We start from the raw sequence: 16,572 nt of genomic DNA, 5'->3' as shown, positions 1-16,572 counted from the left end.
GCCGGACGGCCTTTTCGCGGCCCCCGATACAGGGGTCATTGCCGGCTTGGCCGATGACACCCGATCGCCTGCCGAAACCGCGCCCCGGAGCGAGCTCATCGGCGCCCCACCGACGCCCATAGGCCGCCGGGTGCCCGGTGGCGCTGATCGACCGGTCATTTCCCGTTATAATCCCGCGCTTTTGGGCCGATCCGGGCCCATCCTCGATTCCAGCCAGGCACGCATCCATGACCCTCCAGGCCGCCGAAGTCGCCAAACGCCGCACGTTCGCGATCATCTCCCACCCCGACGCCGGTAAGACCACCATTACCGAAAAGCTGCTGCTGATGGGCAAGGCGATCGCCGTCGCTGGTACCGTGAAGTCGCGCAAGTCCGACCGCCACGCCACCTCCGACTGGATGGAGATGGAGAAGCAGCGCGGCATCTCCATCACCACCTCGGTGATGCAGTTCCCCTACCGCGAGCACATGATCAACCTGCTCGACACCCCCGGCCACGAAGACTTCTCCGAAGACACCTACCGCACCCTGACCGCGGTGGACTCGGCGCTGATGGTCCTCGACGGCGGCAAGGGTGTAGAGCCGCGCACCATCGCCCTGATGGAAGTCTGCCGCCTGCGCGATACGCCCATCGTCAGCTTCATCAACAAACTCGACCGCGACATCCGCGACCCCGTCGAGTTGCTCGACGAGATCGAAGCGGTACTGAAGATCAAGGCCGCGCCGATCACCTGGCCGATCGGCTGCTACAAGGACTTCAAGGGTGTCTACCACCTCGCCGAAGACAAGATCATCGTCTACGTGCCGGGCCACGGCCACGAGCGCATCGAGACCCAGGTCATCGACAAGCTCGACTCCGACGAAGCGCGCGCGCACCTGGGCGACCTCTACGACAACTTCCTCGAAGAGCTGGAACTGGTGCAGGGCGCCTGCCACGCGTTCGACAAGGACGCCTTCCTCAAGGGCGAGATGACCCCGGTGTTCTTCGGTACCGCGCTGGGCAACTTCGGTGTCGACCAGGTGCTCGACTGCATCGTCGACTGGGCCCCGCAACCGCTGGAGCGTGGCGCCCACGAGCGCAGCGTGGCGCCGACCGAGGAGAAGTTCACGGGCTTCGTGTTCAAGATCCAGGCGAACATGGACCCCAAGCACCGCGACCGCATCGCCTTCATGCGCATCTGCTCGGGCAAGTACGAGAAGGGCATGAAGATGCGCCACGTGCGCCTGGGCAAGGACGTGAAGATCGCCGACGCACTGACCTTCTTCTCCAGCGAGCGTGAGCAGCTGGAGGAGGCCTTCGCCGGCGACATCATCGGCCTGCACAACCACGGCACCATCCAGATCGGCGACACCTTCACCGAAGGCGAGGCGCTGGGCTTCACCGGCATCCCGCACTTCGCCCCGGAACTGTTCCGCCGCGTGCGCCTGAAGGACCCGCTCAAATCCAAGCAGTTGCGCCAGGGCCTGCAGGAACTGGCCGAGGAAGGTGCGACCCAGGTGTTCTTCCCCGAGCGCAACAACGACATCATCCTCGGCGCCGTCGGCGTGCTGCAGTTCGACGTCGTCGCCAGCCGCCTGAAGGAGGAATACAAGGTCGAGTGCGCCTACGAGCAGATCAACGTCTGGTCGGCGCGCTGGATCGAGTGCAAGGACGAGAAGAAGCTCAAGGAGTTCAAGGACAAGGCCTTCGAGAACCTGTCCGTCGACGGCGGCGGCCACCTCACCTACCTGGCCCCGACCCGCGTCAACCTGAGCCTGATGGAAGAGCGCTGGCCGGACATCACCTTCCGCGCCACCCGCGAACACCACTGAGTTCGCCCTTCCGAAAACGCCCGCCCTGTGCGGGCGTTTTCATTTGCACCGATCCGCCTTTCGTAGGAGCGAGCTTGCTCGCGAACCTGCCGGGTCCGGTTCGCGAGCAAGCTCGCTCCTACAGTCAGGCCTCAATTCCTCTGCAACCGTAAGCATCGGTACACATAGGGGAGTTGAGATGGGGTTTCATGGCAAAAATCTGCGCAATGGACGTCACTCGATCGAAGGGCAGATATACCTGGTGACAACCGTCACCTATCAGCGTGAACCGGTATTCACGCACTGGAACGCTTCCTGCCCAGTTGCTCAAGCACTGCACCAACTGGCCCAGGCCAATCTCCTCGCCTGGGTATTGATGCCGGACCATTTGCATTGCCTGGTCCAACTCGAGAGCGGTTCATTGAGTGACTTTATGCAACAACTGAAATCCCTCACTGCAATCTCACTGAACAGAGCGCTGAAACGCACAGGTAAAGTCTGGCAATCGGGCTTCCACGATCACGCCCTGCGCCGCGACGAAGACTTGAAAGCCGCAGCCCGTTACCTGATTGCCAATCCCTTGCGAGCGGGTCTGGTCAAATCCCTCTGCGACTACCCATTTTGGAGCGCCGTCTGGCTGTGACGCATAGCCCTGTAGGAGCGAGGGGGACGCCATCGTTATTGCTCGCGAACCCGGCCTCGCAGCGGGGTTTGTTCGCGAGCAAGCTCGCTCCTACGAAGAGCAAACCTGCGTTACGGGTCGAGCGCGCCCGAACTCCAGGTGCTGGAAGTCGCGCTGCCGGTCAGCTTGGCGGCGATGGCGCCCTGCGGGATCAGCCGGTCGCGATAGCGCGTGGCGAGCAGCCCGCCCTGCGGTGCGCGCAGGATGTGCTCGCTACCGGCATCGCCGGGACGGGCGATGATGCGGGCGAAGCGTTCACCGGCCTCGATGCGTTCGCCCAGTTCGCGCTCGAACACCAGCACGCCCGCAGCCGGGGCGAACACGGTTTCCATGAAGCCGATGGGCGTGGCAACGCCCTTCCACTCCGGCAACGGCCCGGCATCGGTGACCACGCCACGGGCGCCGAGGAAGCGGTAGAGCCCGTCCGCATCCTGCCGCGCCAGCGCGTCGCTGACGTCGCCCTGGCCGCGCAGTTCGACGGTTGCCACCAGGCGTCCGGCGAAGCGCTGCTCCGCCAGCCACGGGGCGATCACCACTTCCTCGAAGGCGCCATCGCTGTCGCCCTCCCAGATGATCGCCAGTTCCGCGCGCAAGGCGGCGGCGAGGTCCTGCGCGGCAGGCCAGAAGCATTCGTGCAGGTAGATGTACTGCAGCGCCTCGTCATCGGTATGCAGGTCGAGCACGATGTCCGCCGGCGCGGCCAGTTCCGCCAGGCGCTTCTGCCACAGCGAGAGGTTATCCAGGATGCCGCTGGCGGCCGCCGAGGCGATGAAGCCACGATTGAAATTGCGCGAGGTCGCGTCGTGGTTCCGACCGAGAATCCGTCCCTGGCGGAACTGCCCGATGCCGAAGGGATTGGCCTGCGGCACCACCGTCACGCTGCCCTTGAGCGCACCGCGTTCGGCGGCATCGCGCAGGCGTGGCAGCAGTTCGTGAAGCACCAGCATCCCGGCGATTTCATCGGCGTGCACGCCTGCCTGCAGGTGCACCTTCGGCCCCGGTCTGCCGCCGTCGATACGCCAGGCGCGCACGCGCAGCTCGGCGCCGGAATCACCGGGTACGGCAAAGGATACGTCCTCGATCATCTGTCTTCTCTCCTCTGTTTGGCCTCTGTCTGGTCTCTGTCGGCTCTCTATCCAAAAGGCCCGTGGAAATCTTCCTCGTCGCCTCCTAGTATCGAAACCGTTCGCCGCTTGCCGGCACCCCGCAACACAGGACGCCCGCCCTTGGATATCCCCCGCCAGAAAGCCCAGCGCACCACACCCGAGGAACGCCGCGACCACCTCGTGCGCGCCTGCCTCAAGTGCCTGGTCGCCGATGGCCATGCGGGCATCTCGGTGCGTCGCATCGCCAAGGAAGCCGGCGTCGCGGTGGGCCTGGTGAACCACCACTTCGGCAGCATCGACGCGCTGGTCGCCCAGGCCTACGAAACCCTCGCCAGCGAGGTCACCCAGGCGCTCTACCAGCAGGTCGACGCGGTCGGCAACGACCCCGCCGCGCGCATGGAAGCCTTTCTCACCGGGTCCTTCTCGCCCCAGGTGCTGGACCCGGACCTGCTCAGCCCCTGGGTAGTGTTCTGGAGCCTGATCCGCCACTCGCCGCCGGTGAACGAAGCGCACGAGCGCGGCTACCACAGCTACCTCGCGATCCTGGAAAAACTCATCAGCGAACTCGCCAGCGCCGAGGGTTTCAGCGTGGCGCGCCCGCGCCTCGCCGCCATCGGTCTCTCCGCCATGCTCGACGGACTGTGGCTGGAGTGGTGCCTGAATCCGACCACCTTCAGCGCCGCTGACGGACTCGAACTCAGCCGCTGCTGGGTGGAAGGGCTCAGGCGCGGAGCCTACGCATGACTCAAACGGCCGTGCGCGGCCTGCGCTTGCCCAGCCAGCTCCGCTGCGTCGACTTCTGTGCCTCGCGGCGGACCGGCGTGGCGCGCTCCAGCACGGCAAACAGCGCCTCGATGATGAAGGTCAGGCAGATGTAGATCGCCGCCACCAGCAGCAGCGGCTCATAGACCTGGAAGGTCTGCGCGCGCACCACGTTGGCCGCGCCGAGCAGGTCGACCACGGCGATGGTGGAAGCCAGCGCAGTGGACTTGAGCAGCATCACGCTCTCCCCTGCCAGGGTCGGCAGCAGCAGGCGAATGGCCCGTGGCAGCCATACGCGGTAAAGCACCAGTGTGCGGTTCATGCCGAACGCCGAAGCGGCCTCCAGCTCGCCGCGCGGCACAGCCTTCAGCCCGCCACGAACCACCTCGCCGACATAGGCGCCGACCGAGAGGATGAGCGCTATCACGATGTACCAGAAGCCATCGCGCAGATACGGCCAGAGGAAGCTGCCACGGATCAGCGGGAACTGCGCGAAGAGGCTGCCCAGGCCGTAGTAGAAGATGTAGATCTGCACCAGCAGCGGCGTGCCGCGAATCACGCTGGTGTACGCCAGCGCCAGGCGCGAGACCAGGAAGTTGCGCGACATCCGCGCCAGCGCCACACCCAGCGCCAGCACGAAGCCCAGCGTGGCGGAAATCAGCAGGATCACCAGGGTGGTGCCCAGACCCTTGAGCAGCAGGGCCCCATAGACGAATAGCCAGTGTTCGTTCATCGCCGCGCCTCGTTCAGACCGCCGGAATCCAGCGGCGGAAGCGCCGCTCCAGGTAGCCCGCGAACAGGTTGGAAAGCACGGTGAGCACGTAATACAGCGCCGCCGCGGTGAGGTAGAAGGTCAGGTAGTGACGGGTCGAACCGGCGGCCTGCTTGGCGGTGTAGAGCAGCTCGTTGGTACCCACCACACTGATCAGCGCACTGTCCTTGATCAGGTTGACCCACAGGTTGGCCATGCCAGCCAGCGCGTTGGGCGCCATCATCGGCAGGGTCACCCGGCGGAACAGGCCGAAGCCGTGCATGCCGTAGGCGCGCGCCGCTTCGATCTGGCCATAGGGAATCGACTGGATGGCGCCACGGAAGATTTCCGAGGCGTAGGCGCCCTGCACCAGACCGAGCACGACGATGGCCACCATCATGCCGTTGAGCTTCACCTGGCCGTAACCGAGCCACTCGAAGAACTGGTTCAGGCCCATGGAGCCGACGTAGAACAGCAGCAGGATCAGCAGCAGCTCCGGCACCGCCCGGCACAGCGTGGTGTAGCCGCGCGCGAGCATCGCCAGCGGGCGCGGTCCGCCGATCTTGGCGCTGGCCGCGGCCAGGCCGATCAGCAGGCCGACGAGAAAGGCGCCGACGGAAATCTGCAGGGTGACCAGCAGCCCCTTGAGCAGGGCCGGGCCCCAGCCGGTGGGGCCGAAGCCGATCAGGTCGAAGATGCTTTGCATGGCCGTCTCCAGGCTGGGAGGCTCAGGGTCGTCCCCGTGCCCGCAGCGGGCACGGGTCCAGCTCACTCCGGGATCACTGCTTGGGCGCGACGCTCATGCCGAAGTACTTGTCCGACAGCGCCTTGTAGTCGTCGCTGGCGAGCAGTTTGCCGATGGCCTCGTCCATCTTCGCCTTCAGCTCGGTGTCGCCCTTGCGCAGGCCGGCGCCGACGCCACGGCCGAACACCGGGTCGTACTTCACCTCGCCCTTGTTGACGATGCCGGCCGCCTGGGCGTCCGGCGACTTGACGAAGGACGCCACGGCGATGCCGTCGGCCATCATCAGGTCGATGCGCCCGGCCACCAGGTCGGCGTTCACCGAGTCCTGGGTGTCGTAGTAGCGCACGTCGGCGATCTTCTCGTAGTACTTCTTCAGGTAGTTGGAGCTGACGGTGGAAATCTGCACGCCGATGGTCTTGCCCTTCAGCCCCTCGGGGCTGATCTGCACGTCCACCGCCTGGGGCGCGGCAACGGCCACCGGGGTGTCGTAGTAGGGGCGGCTGAAGGCGATCTGCTTCTCGCGCTCATCGGTGATCGACAGCGAGTTGAAGATCACGTCGATCTTCTTCGCCAGCAGCGCCGGGATGATGCCGTCCCAGGCCACCTCGTCGATCTCGCAGGTCGCCTTCATCTCGGCGCAGACCTTGTGGATCAGGTCCGGCTCGAAGCCGACCCAGCTGCCATCGGGCTGCTTCTGCGAGAACGGCGGATAGGGTTCGGCGGCCAGGGCGAAGCGGATCGTCTCGGCCTGGGCACTCGCCACGCCGGCCACCAGCATCGCCGCACCCACCATCAGATTGCACAGACCTTTCTTGTTCATCGTGATCCCCTGCATTGTTGTATTGAGTGTTGGGTCACGCTCATCGATGCGCCGACAGCGCGGCATCGGTCAGCGATTCTGGTGCGCGTTGACGAACTGCCGGCAGCGCTCGCTGCGCGGCCGCGAGAAGACCTCCTCGGCGGTACCCTCCTCCTCGATCAGGCCCTTGTGGAGGAACGCCACATGGCTGGATACGTCGCGGGCGAAAGCCATCTCGTGGGTGACCAGGATCATGGTCCGCCCTTCCTCCGCCAGCGAGCGGATCACCTTCAGCACCTCGCCCACCAGCTCCGGGTCCAATGCCGAGGTCGGCTCGTCGAACAGCATCACCTTCGGCCGCACGGCCAGCGCACGGGCAATGGCCACGCGCTGCTGCTGGCCGCCGGAAAGGAAGGCCGGGTACTCATGGCGCTTCTCGGCCAGGCCGACGCGTTCCAGCAGCGCCTCGGCGCGCTCGCGGGCCTCGGCCTTGCTCTCGTGGAGGACGAAGGTCGGCGCCTCGATCAGGTTCTCCAGCACGCTGCGGTGCGGCCACAGGTTGAAGCTCTGAAACACCATGCCCAGTTGCGAGCGGATGCGGGTGAGCTGCTTCTGGTCGGCCACCATCGGCTCGCCGTGGCGGTTCTGGGTCAGGCCGATGGTCTCGCCGTTGACGGTGACCGAGCCCTGGTTGGGAATCTCCAGCATGTTGATGCAGCGCAGCAGGGTGCTCTTGCCCGAGCCGCTGGCGCCGATCAGCGAGATAACCTCACCCTCGCGCGCCGACAGCGACACGCCCTTGAGCACCTCGAAGTCGCCGAAGCGCTTGTGCAGATCGCGCACTTCGATGACGGGCTTGCTCGCGGGCTGCTGCGGCTCTTGTAGGAGCGAGCTTGCTCGCGAACCCGCCTCTGCACCGGAAACATCAAGAGCGTTCGCGAGCAAGCTCGCTCCTACAGGGGCAGACTTTGCATTCGTCGGAAGGGATTCAACGAACCGAATGATCCGCGCACACGCCTCGGCCATGCTCTCGTCGCTCAGGCCGAACGACAGCCGCACGAAGCCTTCCGCCTGCGGGCCGAAGGCCGCCGCGTCGAGCACCGAGACACCGGTGGCGTGGAACAGCTGCCAGGAAAAGTCCAGCGAACTCAGCCCGGTATCGCGCACGTCTACCATCACGAACATGCCGGCCTCGGGCTTCAGCACCTTTACCCGCGGGCAATCGCTCAGCGCGGCAACCACCAGGTCACGACGCCGGCGATAGATCCCGCGCATCGACGACACCACCTCATCGTGCCGCTCGACAGCCACCCGCGCGGCTTCCTGCACGAAGCCCGGCAGGCCGTACAGCATGTTCAGCGCGAGGTTTTCCAGGTGCCCGACCAGGGTCGGGTTGGCAACGATCCAGCCGGCGCGCCAGCCGGTCATGGCGTGGGATTTCGACAGGCTGCCGATGCTCAGGGTGCGCTCGGCCATGCCGGGTAGCGCGGCGAAGCCCTGGTGCTCGCGTTCGAAGGTCAGCCCCTCGTAGACCTCGTCCACCACCACCCAGAGATCGTGGGCCCCGGCCAGTTCGGCGATGGCCAGCAGTTCCTCGCGGTTGAGCACGACGCCGGTGGGGTTGTTCGGGTTGGCGAAGAAGATCGCCTTGGTGCGCGGGGTGATGGCGGCGGCCAGGTCCGCGGCGTCGAGGCGGAAACCCCGCTCGGCGCGGGTCGGCACCGGCACCAGCACGGCACCGGTGGATTTCAGGGTGGCCTCGTAGGTGACGTACACCGGGTCGAAGACGATGACTTCGTCGCCCTGTTCCAGCAGGCACATGGCGGCGGCGAACAGACCGTTCTGCGCACCGGCCACGACGATGACGTTTTCCGCCGCCACCGCCTGCCCGCATCGTCGCTCGTGCAGCGCGGCGATGGCCTGGCGCAGCTCCGGGCGCCCGGCCACGTCGCTGTAGTGGGTATCGCCGGCGCGCAGCGAGGTGACGGCGGCCTCGGTGATGAAGTCCGGCGTGGCGAAATCCGGGTCGCCGACGCTCAGGACGATCACGTCCCGGCCTTCACGCTGGGCGGCGATGGCCGCGTAGTGAATGTCCCAGGCGGCGACGCCGGGTCCGAGCATCCTGTCCACAAGCGACGAATAACGCATGCGAAGACCTCATCCGAATGACGGCTTGTCCGGCGGGTATTGGAGTTTTTGTCCGCCAGAGCGTGGAGCCACCATAGCCAAGGATGAACGAGTGTTCAACAGCGATTACCGACAGCAAAAGGTCGTTTTCAGAACACTCCCGACAGACCGCCTCCAGCTCGGACAAGCCGCGCGGCCCGGTCGCAGAGCGGCGATGACAGTTTCACCACATGTACTTAACGGGTTCTTAACGAGCGTCTCGCTAGCGTTCCGGCACTCAAGCAGCGTGGCCCGGCCCGTCAGGACTCATCGCATGGACATGAACTTCCTCCCCTTCTCCCGCCCCGGCATCGGTGACGAGGAGATCCGGGCGGTCAACGAGGTGCTGCGCTCAGGCTGGATCACCACCGGCCCGAAGAACCAGGAACTGGAACAGCGCTTCGCTCAATCCATCGGCTGCCGGCACGCCGTGGCGCTGGCCTCGGCCACCGGCGGCATGCACCTGGCGCTGCTGGCGCTGGGCATCGGCCCGGGCGACGAGGTGATCACCCCGTCGCAGACCTGGGTGTCCACCGCCAACATGATCTGCCTGCTCGGCGCCACGCCGGTGTTCGTCGATGTCGACCGCGACACCCTGATGACCGACGCCGCGCGCATCGAAGCGGCGATCACCCCGCGTACCCGCGCCATCATCCCGGTGCACTACGCCGGCGCCGCCGCCGACATGGACCCGATCAACGCGCTGGCGCAGCGCCACGGCATCGCCGTGATCGAAGACGCCGCCCACGCCGCCGGCACCCGCTACCGGGGCCGGCCCATCGGCCAGAGCGGCACCGCGATCTTCTCCTTCCACGCGATCAAGAACATGACCTGCGCCGAAGGCGGCATGTTCGTCACCGACGACGACGCCCTGGCCGATCGCGTGCGCATGCTCAAGTTCCACGGCCTGGGCGTGGACGCCTACGACCGCCTGACCCACGGCCGCAAGCCCCAGGCCCAGGTGATCGAGCCCGGCTTCAAGTACAACCTCACCGACATCAACGCGGCCATCGCCCTGGTCCAGCTCGACCGCCTGGCAGCGATCAACGCGCGCCGCGCCGAACTGGCGGCGGCCTACCGGGAGCGCCTGGCCGGCCTGCCGGTCGAGCCCCTGGCGGTGCCGGACCAGCCTCACGACCACGCCTGGCACCTGTACATCCTGCGCATCGACGCCGAGCGCTGCGGCATTGACCGCGACGGCTTCATGCAGGCCCTGCAGCAGCGCGGTATCGGCAGCGGCATCCACTTCATCGGCAGCCACCTGCACAGCTACTACCGCCAGCGCTTCCCCGACGTGCACCTGCCCGACACCGAATGGAACTCGGCGCGCCTGTGCTCCATCCCGCTGTTCCCCGACATGACCAGCGGCGACCTCGACCGCGTGGTGGAAGCCATCGAAACCCTCACCCGGTGACGCCATCGTGAAACCCTATCCGATCAACCGCGTGTCCATCGTCATCCCGGTGTACAACGAAGAGGCCAGCCTGCCCGAGTTGCTGCGCCGCACCACGGCGGCCTGCGACACGCTGGGCCGCGACTACGAGATCATCCTGATCGACGACGGCAGCCGCGACAGTTCCGCCGACCTGCTCCTGGAGGCCGCCGAGGCTCCCGGCAGCCACGTCGTGGCGGTGATCCTCAACCGCAACTACGGCCAGCACGCGGCGATCATGGCCGGCTTCGAGGAATGCCGTGGCGACCTGGTGATCACCCTGGACGCCGACCTGCAGAACCCGCCGGAGGAAATCCCGCGCCTGGTCGAGCAGGCCGCGCAGGGCTACGACGTGGTCGGCAGCGTGCGCCAGCAGCGCCAGGACTCGGCCCTGCGCCGCTGGCCGTCGAAGCTGATCAACCTCGCCGTGCAGCGCTCCACCGGCGTTGCCATGAGCGACTATGGCTGCATGCTGCGCGCCTACCGCGCGAGCATCGTCAAGGCCATGCTCGCCTGCCGCGAGCGCAGCACCTTCATCCCGATCCTGGCCAACAGCTTCGCCCGCCACACCAGCGAGATCCTGGTGGCCCACGCCGAGCGCGAGCACGGCGAGTCGAAGTACGACTTCATGCGCCTGATCAACCTGATGTTCGACCTGGTCACCTGCATGACCACCACGCCGCTGCGCCTGCTGTCGCTGGTGGGCGGCACGATGGCGCTGGCCGGCTTCTGCTTCGCCCTGCTGCTGCTCGCCCTGCGCCTGGTCTTCGGCGCCGCCTGGGCCGGCCACGGCGTGTTCGTGCTGTTCGCCGTGCTGTTCACCTTCACCGGCGTGCAACTGGTGGGCATGGGCCTGCTCGGCGAGTACCTGGGCCGCATGTACAACGACGTGCGCGCCCGCCCGCGCTTCTTCATCGAGCGCGTCGTCCGCCCACGGGCCGCGCTCGAAGCCCGCACAACCACCCCGTCTTCCTCTCTCGAGTCCCTCCAGCCATGACCCAGCAGACCATCGTCTTCGCCTACCACGACATCGGCTGTACCGGCATCGAAGCCCTGCTCGCCGCCGGCTACCGGATCGACGCCGTCTTCACCCATGCCGACGATCCGCAGGAAAACCGCTTCTACGGTTCCGTCGCGCAGCTCTGCGCACGCCACGGCATCCCCGTGCATGCCCCGGAAGACGTCAACCACCCGCTGTGGATCGCCCGCATCCGCGAGCTGCAGCCGCAGTACATCTTCTCCTTCTACTACCGCCACCTGCTCAGCGAAGAGCTGCTGGCCTGCGCCGCCAAGGGCGCCTACAACCTGCATGGCTCGCTGCTGCCGCGCTACCGGGGCCGCGCTCCGGCCAACTGGGTGCTGGTCAACGGCGAGACCGAGACCGGCGTGACCCTGCACCGCATGGTCACGCGCCCCGACGCCGGCGCCATCCTCGCCCAGCAGCGCGTGGCGATCGCTGAGGACGACACCGCCCTGATCCTCCACGGCAAGCTGCGCCAGGCGTCCCGCGAACTGCTCGACGACGCGCTGGCGAAACTGGCCAGGGGCGAGCTGAGCGAAGTCGCCCAGGACGAGTCCCGCGCCAGCTACTTCGGCCGCCGCACCCCGGCCGACGGCGCCATCGACTGGCAGCGTCCGGCCCGCGAACTGCACAACCTGGTCCGCGCGGTGACCCAGCCCTACCCCGGCGCCTTCGCCCCCGTGGGCGAGCGCAAGCTGATCGTCTGGAGCTCCCGCGTCGCCAGCGGCAATGGCGGCCAGGCGCCCGGCTCGGTGCTCAGCGTCGATCCGCTGCGCATCGCCTGCGGCGAAGACGCCCTGGAAATCCGCTCCGGCCAGCAGGGCGACGCCGGCCTGTTCCTTGCCGGTCCGCAACTGGCCCGCGAAATGGGCCTGGTGGAAGGCTCGCGCCTGCACGGCGCCGCTCGCAAGGCCAAGCGCAAGACCCGCGTGCTGATCCTCGGCGTCAACGGCTTCATCGGCAACCACCTCTCCGAGCGCCTGCTGCGCGATGGCGACTACGAGGTCTACGGCCTGGACATCGGCTCCGACGCCATCGAGCGCCTGCGCACCAACCCGGATTTCCACTTCGTCGAAGGCGACATCAGCATCCACACCGAGTGGATCGAGTACCACATCAAGAAGTGCGACGTGGTCCTGCCGCTGGTGGCCATCGCCACGCCCATCGAATACACCCGCAATCCGCTGCGCGTGTTCGAGCTGGACTTCGAGGAAAACCTCAAGCTGGTCCGCTACTGCGTGAAGTACGGCAAGCGCGTGATCTTCCCCTCGACCTCCGAGGTGTACGGCATGTGCTCCGACGCCAACTTCGACGAGGACAAGTCCAACCTCATCGTCGGCCCGATCAACAAGCAGCGCTGGATCTACTCGGTCTCCAAGCAACTGCTCGACCGGGTCATCTGGGCCTACGGGCAGAAGGGCCTGAAGTTCACGCTGTTCCGTCCGTTCAACTGGATGGGGCCGCGCCTGGACCGTCTGGACTCGGCCCGTATTGGCAGCTCGCGCGCCATCACCCAACTGATCCTGCACCTGGTGGAAGGCACGCCGATCCGCCTGGTCGACGGCGGCGCGCAGAAGCGCTGCTTCACCGACGTGGACGACGGCATCGAAGCACTGGCGCGCATCATCGACAACGAGGGCAGCCGCTGCGACGGGCAGATCGTCAACATCGGCAACCCGGACAACGAAGCCAGCATCCGCCAGCTCGGCGAAGAGCTGCTGCGCCAGTTCGAGGCCCACCCGCTGCGCGACCAGTTCCCGCCCTTCGCCGGCTTCCGCGAAGTGGAAAGCCGCAGCTTCTATGGCGACGGCTACCAGGACGTGTCGCACCGCAAGCCGAGCATCAGGAACGCCCGCCGCCTGCTGGACTGGGAACCCACGGTCGAGCTGTCCGAGACCATCGGCAAGACGCTGGACTTCTTCCTGCGCGAAGCCCTCGCCGAGCGCTCCGGCGGCGCACCGCACGCCGTGCCGCTGAAAAGCATCGCCTGATGCGCGCGGGACTGCGTATCGATGTGGACACCTACCGCGGCACCCGTGAAGGGGTACCGCGGCTGCTGGATATGCTCGACGAAGCCGGCGTGAAGGCGACCTTCTTCTTCAGCGTCGGCCCGGACAACATGGGCCGCCACCTGTGGCGCCTGGTCCGCCCGCGGTTCCTGTGGAAGATGCTGCGCTCCAATGCCGCCGGGCTCTATGGCTGGGACATCCTGCTGGCCGGCACCGCCTGGCCGGGCAAGCCCATCGGCCGCGACCTCGGCCACCTGATGCGGCGCGCCCAGGACGCCGGCCACGAAGTCGGCCTGCACGCCTGGGACCACCACGGCTGGCAGGCCAACGCCGGACGCTGGAGCGCGCAGCAACTGGAGCAGCAGATCCGCCGTGGCGTGGACACCCTCGCCGACATCCTCGGCAACCCGGTGGAGTGCTCGGCGGTGGCCGGCTGGCGCGCCGACGAGCGCACCGTGGAAGCCAAGGAGCGCTTCGGCTTTCGCTACAACAGCGATTGTCGAGGCCACTCGCTGTTCCGCCCGCGCCTGGCCGACGGCCGCGCCGGCACCCCGCAGATCCCGGTGGACATGCCGACCTTCGACGAGGTCGTCGGCCCGCAGGTGGCGCCGTCCGCCTTCAATGACTACATCCTTTCCCGCTTCGACATGGACGCCTTGAACCTGTACACCATTCACGCCGAGGTCGAGGGCATTCTCATGGCCCACGACTTCCGCCGCCTGCTGGTCCAGACCCGGGCCAACGGCATCCGCTTCGTTCCGCTGGGCCGGCTGCTGCCGGACGACCCGAGCACCCTGCCCGTCGCCCGCCTGGTGCGCGGCGAACTGGCCGGTCGCGAAGGCTGGCTGGGGGTGCAGCAGGCATGAAACGCCTCGCCTACCCGACGCTGCTGGCCGCGTTGGTGCTCGGCATCCTGCTGCCGCTGGGCTTCCACGGCCTGTGGATCCCCGACGAAACCCGCAACGCGCAGATCGCCCAGGCCATGCTGCGCAGCGGTGACTGGCTGTCGCCGCACCTGCTGGGCCTGCGCTACTTCGAAAAGCCCACCGGCGGCTACTGGCTGATCGCCGCGAGCCAGGCGGTGTTCGGCGAGAACCTGTTCGGCGCGCGCTTCGCCTCGGCGCTGGTCACCGCCCTCAGCACCCTGCTGGTACTGTGGGTGGCCCGGCGCCTGTGGAGCGACCCGCGCCGTACCTGGGCCGCGGGGCTGCTGTACGCCAGCTTCGGGCTGATCATCGGGCAGGCCGGCTACGCCAACCTCGACCCGCAATTCACCCTCTGGGCGAATCTCAGCCTCGCCGCCCTCTGGTTCGCTTTCGACGCCGCCACGCCACGGACGCGCGCCATCGCCTGGAGCCTGCTCGGCGCGGCCTGCGCCTTCGGCTTCATGACCAAGGGCTTCCTCGCCTTCCTGCTGCCGGTGATCGTCGGCGTGCCCTACGCGCTGCTGCACCGGCGCTTCCTCGAGCTGCTGCGCTACGGCCCGCTGGCGGTGCTGGTGGCGGTGCTGGCGAGCCTGCCCTGGGCCTTGATGATCCACGCCCGCGAGCCGGACTTCTGGAATTTCTTCTTCTGGCACGAGCACATCCGCCGCTTCGCCGGCGAGGACGCCCAGCACGGCCGGCCCTTCTGGTTCTTCGTGCCGTTGCTGTTCGCCGGCGCCCTGCCCTGGGCCGTGCTGGTAGTCCCCGCGCTACGCAAGGGCTTCGTCCGCCTGCGCGATCCCCGGCTGGGCTTCCTGCTGCTCTGGTTCGCCATGCCGTTCCTGTTCTTCAGCCTGGCCAAGGGCAAGCTGCCCACCTACATCATGCCGTGCTTCGCGCCGCTGGCCCTGCTGATGGCCGACAGCCTGGCGGATGCCCTGCAGCGCAGCCGCCAGCGGGTACTGCATCTGAACGGCGCGCTCAACCTGCTGCTCGGCCTGGTCGCCCTGGTCGCCCTGGTGGTCCTGCAACTGCGCCATCCCCTGTACCGGGGTGAAACGCCCAGCGTGCTGCTGGTCGGCATCGTCTGCGTCGCCTGGCTGGTCTGCGGCGCGCTGCAACTGATGCGCCCGGCGCAACTGTGGGCCGCTCCGGCCTTCGCCCTGTGGATACTGGTGGCGCTGGTGCCCACGGCCATGCCCAATCGCCTGGTCAACAGCAAGATGCCCGACCAGTTCGTCCTCGAACACCTGGACGAGCTGCGCGCTGCCCACAGCCTGCTGAGCAACGACCTCGGCGCCGCCACCGCGCTGGGCTGGCGTACCGGGCGCAGCGACGTCAACCTGCTCAACACCGTCGGCGAGCTGAAGTACGGCCTCGGCTATCCCGAAGGCGCCGGACGCAGCATCAGCCTGGACGAAGCCCAGGCCTGGATCGCCAGAGCCCGCGCCGAGGGTTCCGTCGGCGTGCTGCTGCGGGTCAACGGCACCAGCGACGAGCACGACCTGGCGCAGATGCCCAAGGACGCCATCAGCTACCGGCAGAACCACCTCGTGGTGCTGCTGATCCCGAAGGCCGCGCCATGATCGCCCTGATGCTGGCCGGCGTGTGCCTGCTCACCTGTGCGGGACAGATCGCCCAGAAGCTCGCGGTGGAAAGCTGGCGCGGCGGCGAACGCGGCTGGCCGGCCAGGCTGCTCAGCCCCTGGCTGCTGCTGGCCATCGCCTGCCTGGGCGGCGGCCTGCTGCTCTGGCTGTTGCTGCTGCAACGCCTGGACGTGGGGCTGGCCTATCCGATGCTCAGCCTGAATTTCGTGCTGGTCACCCTGGCCGCGCGGGCGCTGTTCCGCGAGCCCATCGATGCGCGCCACTGGTGCGGCGTCGCCCTGATCGTGGCCGGGGTGGCCTTGCTGGGGCTGCAGTCATGAGCGCCGGGCGCGGCAGCGTCCTCGCCCTGGGCAGCGTGCTGCTGGTCAGCGGCGCGCAGCTGGGCATGCGCTGGGGCATGAGCCGCCTGCCGCCCCCCGACCGCTGGCTCGACACCCTCGTCAGCCTCGACCCGGCCGCCCTGCTGGTGCTGGCCGGCGCGGTACTGGCCTACGCGCTGTCGATGCTGTGCTGGCTGGTCGCCCTCGATCACCTGCCGCTGGGCCGCGCCTACTCGCTGCTCAGCCTGAGCTACGCGCTGGTCTACCTCGGCGCCGCCTGGCTGCCGGGCCTGGGCGAGCCGCTGGGGCTGTCGCGCACGCTGGGCGTCGGCCTGGTCATCGCCGGTGTGATCACGATCAACGCACCACGCCGCCGCGACGGAACAAACGTCATCAAATCCGGCGACGCTCGCCAGAAACTCACACAGTTCGACTGACCCAAGCGGTCATGAGCCCTCA

Annotated in this window: 15 protein-coding genes; 10 read left to right on the top strand and 5 right to left on the bottom strand. The window is 67.3% G+C overall.

Annotation, left to right across the window (positions count from 1 at the left end; translation table 11 throughout):
- Positions 1-227: 227 nt before the first annotated feature.
- Both H681_RS05125 and H681_RS05120 read left to right on the top strand, forming a co-directional pair.
- On the top strand, positions 228-1,811 hold the full coding sequence (locus H681_RS05125; protein ID WP_015475770.1) for a peptide chain release factor 3: 1,584 nt from the start codon (positions 228-230) through the stop codon (positions 1,809-1,811).
- 178 nt (positions 1,812-1,989) lie between these two features.
- Positions 1,990-2,433: an REP-associated tyrosine transposase gene (locus tag H681_RS05120; RefSeq protein WP_015475769.1), complete on the top strand. Its 444-nt coding sequence runs from the start codon at positions 1,990-1,992 to the stop codon at positions 2,431-2,433.
- Between the two features lie 110 nt (positions 2,434-2,543).
- Here H681_RS05120 and H681_RS05115 read toward each other — a convergent pair whose 3' ends face one another.
- Positions 2,544-3,557 carry a succinylglutamate desuccinylase/aspartoacylase domain-containing protein gene (locus H681_RS05115; RefSeq protein WP_015475768.1) on the bottom strand — a complete coding sequence of 338 codons (1,014 nt, stop codon included), beginning with the start codon at positions 3,555-3,557 and terminating at the stop codon, positions 2,544-2,546.
- A gap of 141 nt (positions 3,558-3,698) precedes the next feature.
- On the opposite strand from H681_RS05115, the gene H681_RS05110 reads away from it, so the two are divergent.
- Complete coding sequence (locus tag H681_RS05110) at positions 3,699-4,322, top strand: TetR/AcrR family transcriptional regulator (RefSeq protein WP_015475767.1); 624 nt, start codon at positions 3,699-3,701, stop codon at positions 4,320-4,322.
- Position 4,323: 1 nt separating this feature from the next.
- Here H681_RS05110 and H681_RS05105 read toward each other — a convergent pair whose 3' ends face one another.
- From H681_RS05105 to H681_RS27090, 4 genes are all read right to left on the bottom strand, one after another.
- Positions 4,324-5,073 (bottom strand): ABC transporter permease, encoded by a 750-nt coding sequence (locus H681_RS05105; RefSeq protein WP_015475766.1) that lies wholly within the window; start codon positions 5,071-5,073, stop codon positions 4,324-4,326.
- A 13-nt stretch (positions 5,074-5,086) separates the two neighbouring features.
- Positions 5,087-5,797: an ABC transporter permease gene (locus H681_RS05100; protein ID WP_015475765.1), complete on the bottom strand. Its 711-nt coding sequence runs from the start codon at positions 5,795-5,797 to the stop codon at positions 5,087-5,089.
- Positions 5,798-5,870: 73 nt separating this feature from the next.
- Positions 5,871-6,656 carry a transporter substrate-binding domain-containing protein gene (locus tag H681_RS05095; protein WP_015475764.1) on the bottom strand — a complete coding sequence of 262 codons (786 nt, stop codon included), beginning with the start codon at positions 6,654-6,656 and terminating at the stop codon, positions 5,871-5,873.
- 69 nt (positions 6,657-6,725) lie between these two features.
- Positions 6,726-8,783: an aminotransferase class I/II-fold pyridoxal phosphate-dependent enzyme gene (locus tag H681_RS27090; protein ID WP_041711739.1), complete on the bottom strand. Its 2,058-nt coding sequence runs from the start codon at positions 8,781-8,783 to the stop codon at positions 6,726-6,728.
- A gap of 292 nt (positions 8,784-9,075) precedes the next feature.
- Between H681_RS27090 and arnB the strand changes: the two genes are divergently transcribed.
- From arnB to arnF, 7 genes are read left to right on the top strand one after another with little or no spacing between them, the layout of a single operon-like run.
- Positions 9,076-10,215 (top strand): UDP-4-amino-4-deoxy-L-arabinose aminotransferase, encoded by a 1,140-nt coding sequence (gene arnB, locus H681_RS05085; protein WP_015475762.1) that lies wholly within the window; start codon positions 9,076-9,078, stop codon positions 10,213-10,215.
- A 7-nt stretch (positions 10,216-10,222) separates the two neighbouring features.
- Positions 10,223-11,230, top strand: coding sequence for an undecaprenyl-phosphate 4-deoxy-4-formamido-L-arabinose transferase (arnC, locus tag H681_RS05080; RefSeq protein WP_015475761.1), 1,008 nt, complete (start codon positions 10,223-10,225; stop codon positions 11,228-11,230).
- Entirely contained in the window at positions 11,227-13,245 is a 2,019-nt protein-coding gene (gene arnA / locus H681_RS05075; RefSeq protein WP_015475760.1) for a bifunctional UDP-4-amino-4-deoxy-L-arabinose formyltransferase/UDP-glucuronic acid oxidase ArnA, read from the top strand. The genes arnC and arnA overlap by 4 nt, the downstream gene beginning before the upstream one ends.
- A complete protein-coding gene (arnD, locus tag H681_RS05070) occupies positions 13,245-14,129 on the top strand; it encodes a 4-deoxy-4-formamido-L-arabinose-phosphoundecaprenol deformylase (RefSeq protein ID WP_015475759.1) in 885 nt (294 codons plus the stop codon). The genes arnA and arnD overlap by 1 nt, the downstream gene beginning before the upstream one ends.
- Complete coding sequence (arnT, locus tag H681_RS05065; protein ID WP_015475758.1) at positions 14,126-15,772, top strand: lipid IV(A) 4-amino-4-deoxy-L-arabinosyltransferase; 1,647 nt, start codon at positions 14,126-14,128, stop codon at positions 15,770-15,772. Before arnD ends, arnT begins: the two co-directional genes overlap by 4 nt.
- Complete coding sequence (gene arnE, locus H681_RS05060) at positions 15,769-16,113, top strand: 4-amino-4-deoxy-L-arabinose-phosphoundecaprenol flippase subunit ArnE (protein WP_015475757.1); 345 nt, start codon at positions 15,769-15,771, stop codon at positions 16,111-16,113. Before arnT ends, arnE begins: the two co-directional genes overlap by 4 nt.
- Positions 16,110-16,550 carry a 4-amino-4-deoxy-L-arabinose-phosphoundecaprenol flippase subunit ArnF gene (gene arnF, locus H681_RS05055; protein WP_015475756.1) on the top strand — a complete coding sequence of 147 codons (441 nt, stop codon included), beginning with the start codon at positions 16,110-16,112 and terminating at the stop codon, positions 16,548-16,550. The genes arnE and arnF overlap by 4 nt, the downstream gene beginning before the upstream one ends.
- Positions 16,551-16,572 lie beyond the last annotated feature (22 nt).

Origin of the sequence: Pseudomonas sp. ATCC 13867 (assembly GCF_000349845.1) — a bacterium.
GTDB lineage: Bacteria > Pseudomonadota > Gammaproteobacteria > Pseudomonadales > Pseudomonadaceae > Pseudomonas.
Note: the sequence above shows the minus strand (reverse complement) of the source record. Positions and strands in the feature narration are given on the sequence as shown.

Coding starts and splice junctions, on each gene's coding strand:
- H681_RS05120 (WP_015475769.1), top strand. CDS start 1,990: ATGGGGTTTCATGGCAAAAATCTGCGCAATGGACGTCACTCGATCGAA.
- arnA (WP_015475760.1), top strand. CDS start 11,227: ATGACCCAGCAGACCATCGTCTTCGCCTACCACGACATCGGCTGTACC.
- arnF (WP_015475756.1), top strand. CDS start 16,110: ATGAGCGCCGGGCGCGGCAGCGTCCTCGCCCTGGGCAGCGTGCTGCTG.
- H681_RS05105 (WP_015475766.1), bottom strand. CDS start 5,073: ATGAACGAACACTGGCTATTCGTCTATGGGGCCCTGCTGCTCAAGGGT.
- arnB (WP_015475762.1), top strand. CDS start 9,076: ATGGACATGAACTTCCTCCCCTTCTCCCGCCCCGGCATCGGTGACGAG.
- arnT (WP_015475758.1), top strand. CDS start 14,126: ATGAAACGCCTCGCCTACCCGACGCTGCTGGCCGCGTTGGTGCTCGGC.
- arnD (WP_015475759.1), top strand. CDS start 13,245: ATGCGCGCGGGACTGCGTATCGATGTGGACACCTACCGCGGCACCCGT.
- H681_RS27090 (WP_041711739.1), bottom strand. CDS start 8,783: ATGCGTTATTCGTCGCTTGTGGACAGGATGCTCGGACCCGGCGTCGCC.
- H681_RS05100 (WP_015475765.1), bottom strand. CDS start 5,797: ATGCAAAGCATCTTCGACCTGATCGGCTTCGGCCCCACCGGCTGGGGC.
- H681_RS05095 (WP_015475764.1), bottom strand. CDS start 6,656: ATGAACAAGAAAGGTCTGTGCAATCTGATGGTGGGTGCGGCGATGCTG.
- arnE (WP_015475757.1), top strand. CDS start 15,769: ATGATCGCCCTGATGCTGGCCGGCGTGTGCCTGCTCACCTGTGCGGGA.
- H681_RS05125 (WP_015475770.1), top strand. CDS start 228: ATGACCCTCCAGGCCGCCGAAGTCGCCAAACGCCGCACGTTCGCGATC.
- H681_RS05115 (WP_015475768.1), bottom strand. CDS start 3,557: ATGATCGAGGACGTATCCTTTGCCGTACCCGGTGATTCCGGCGCCGAG.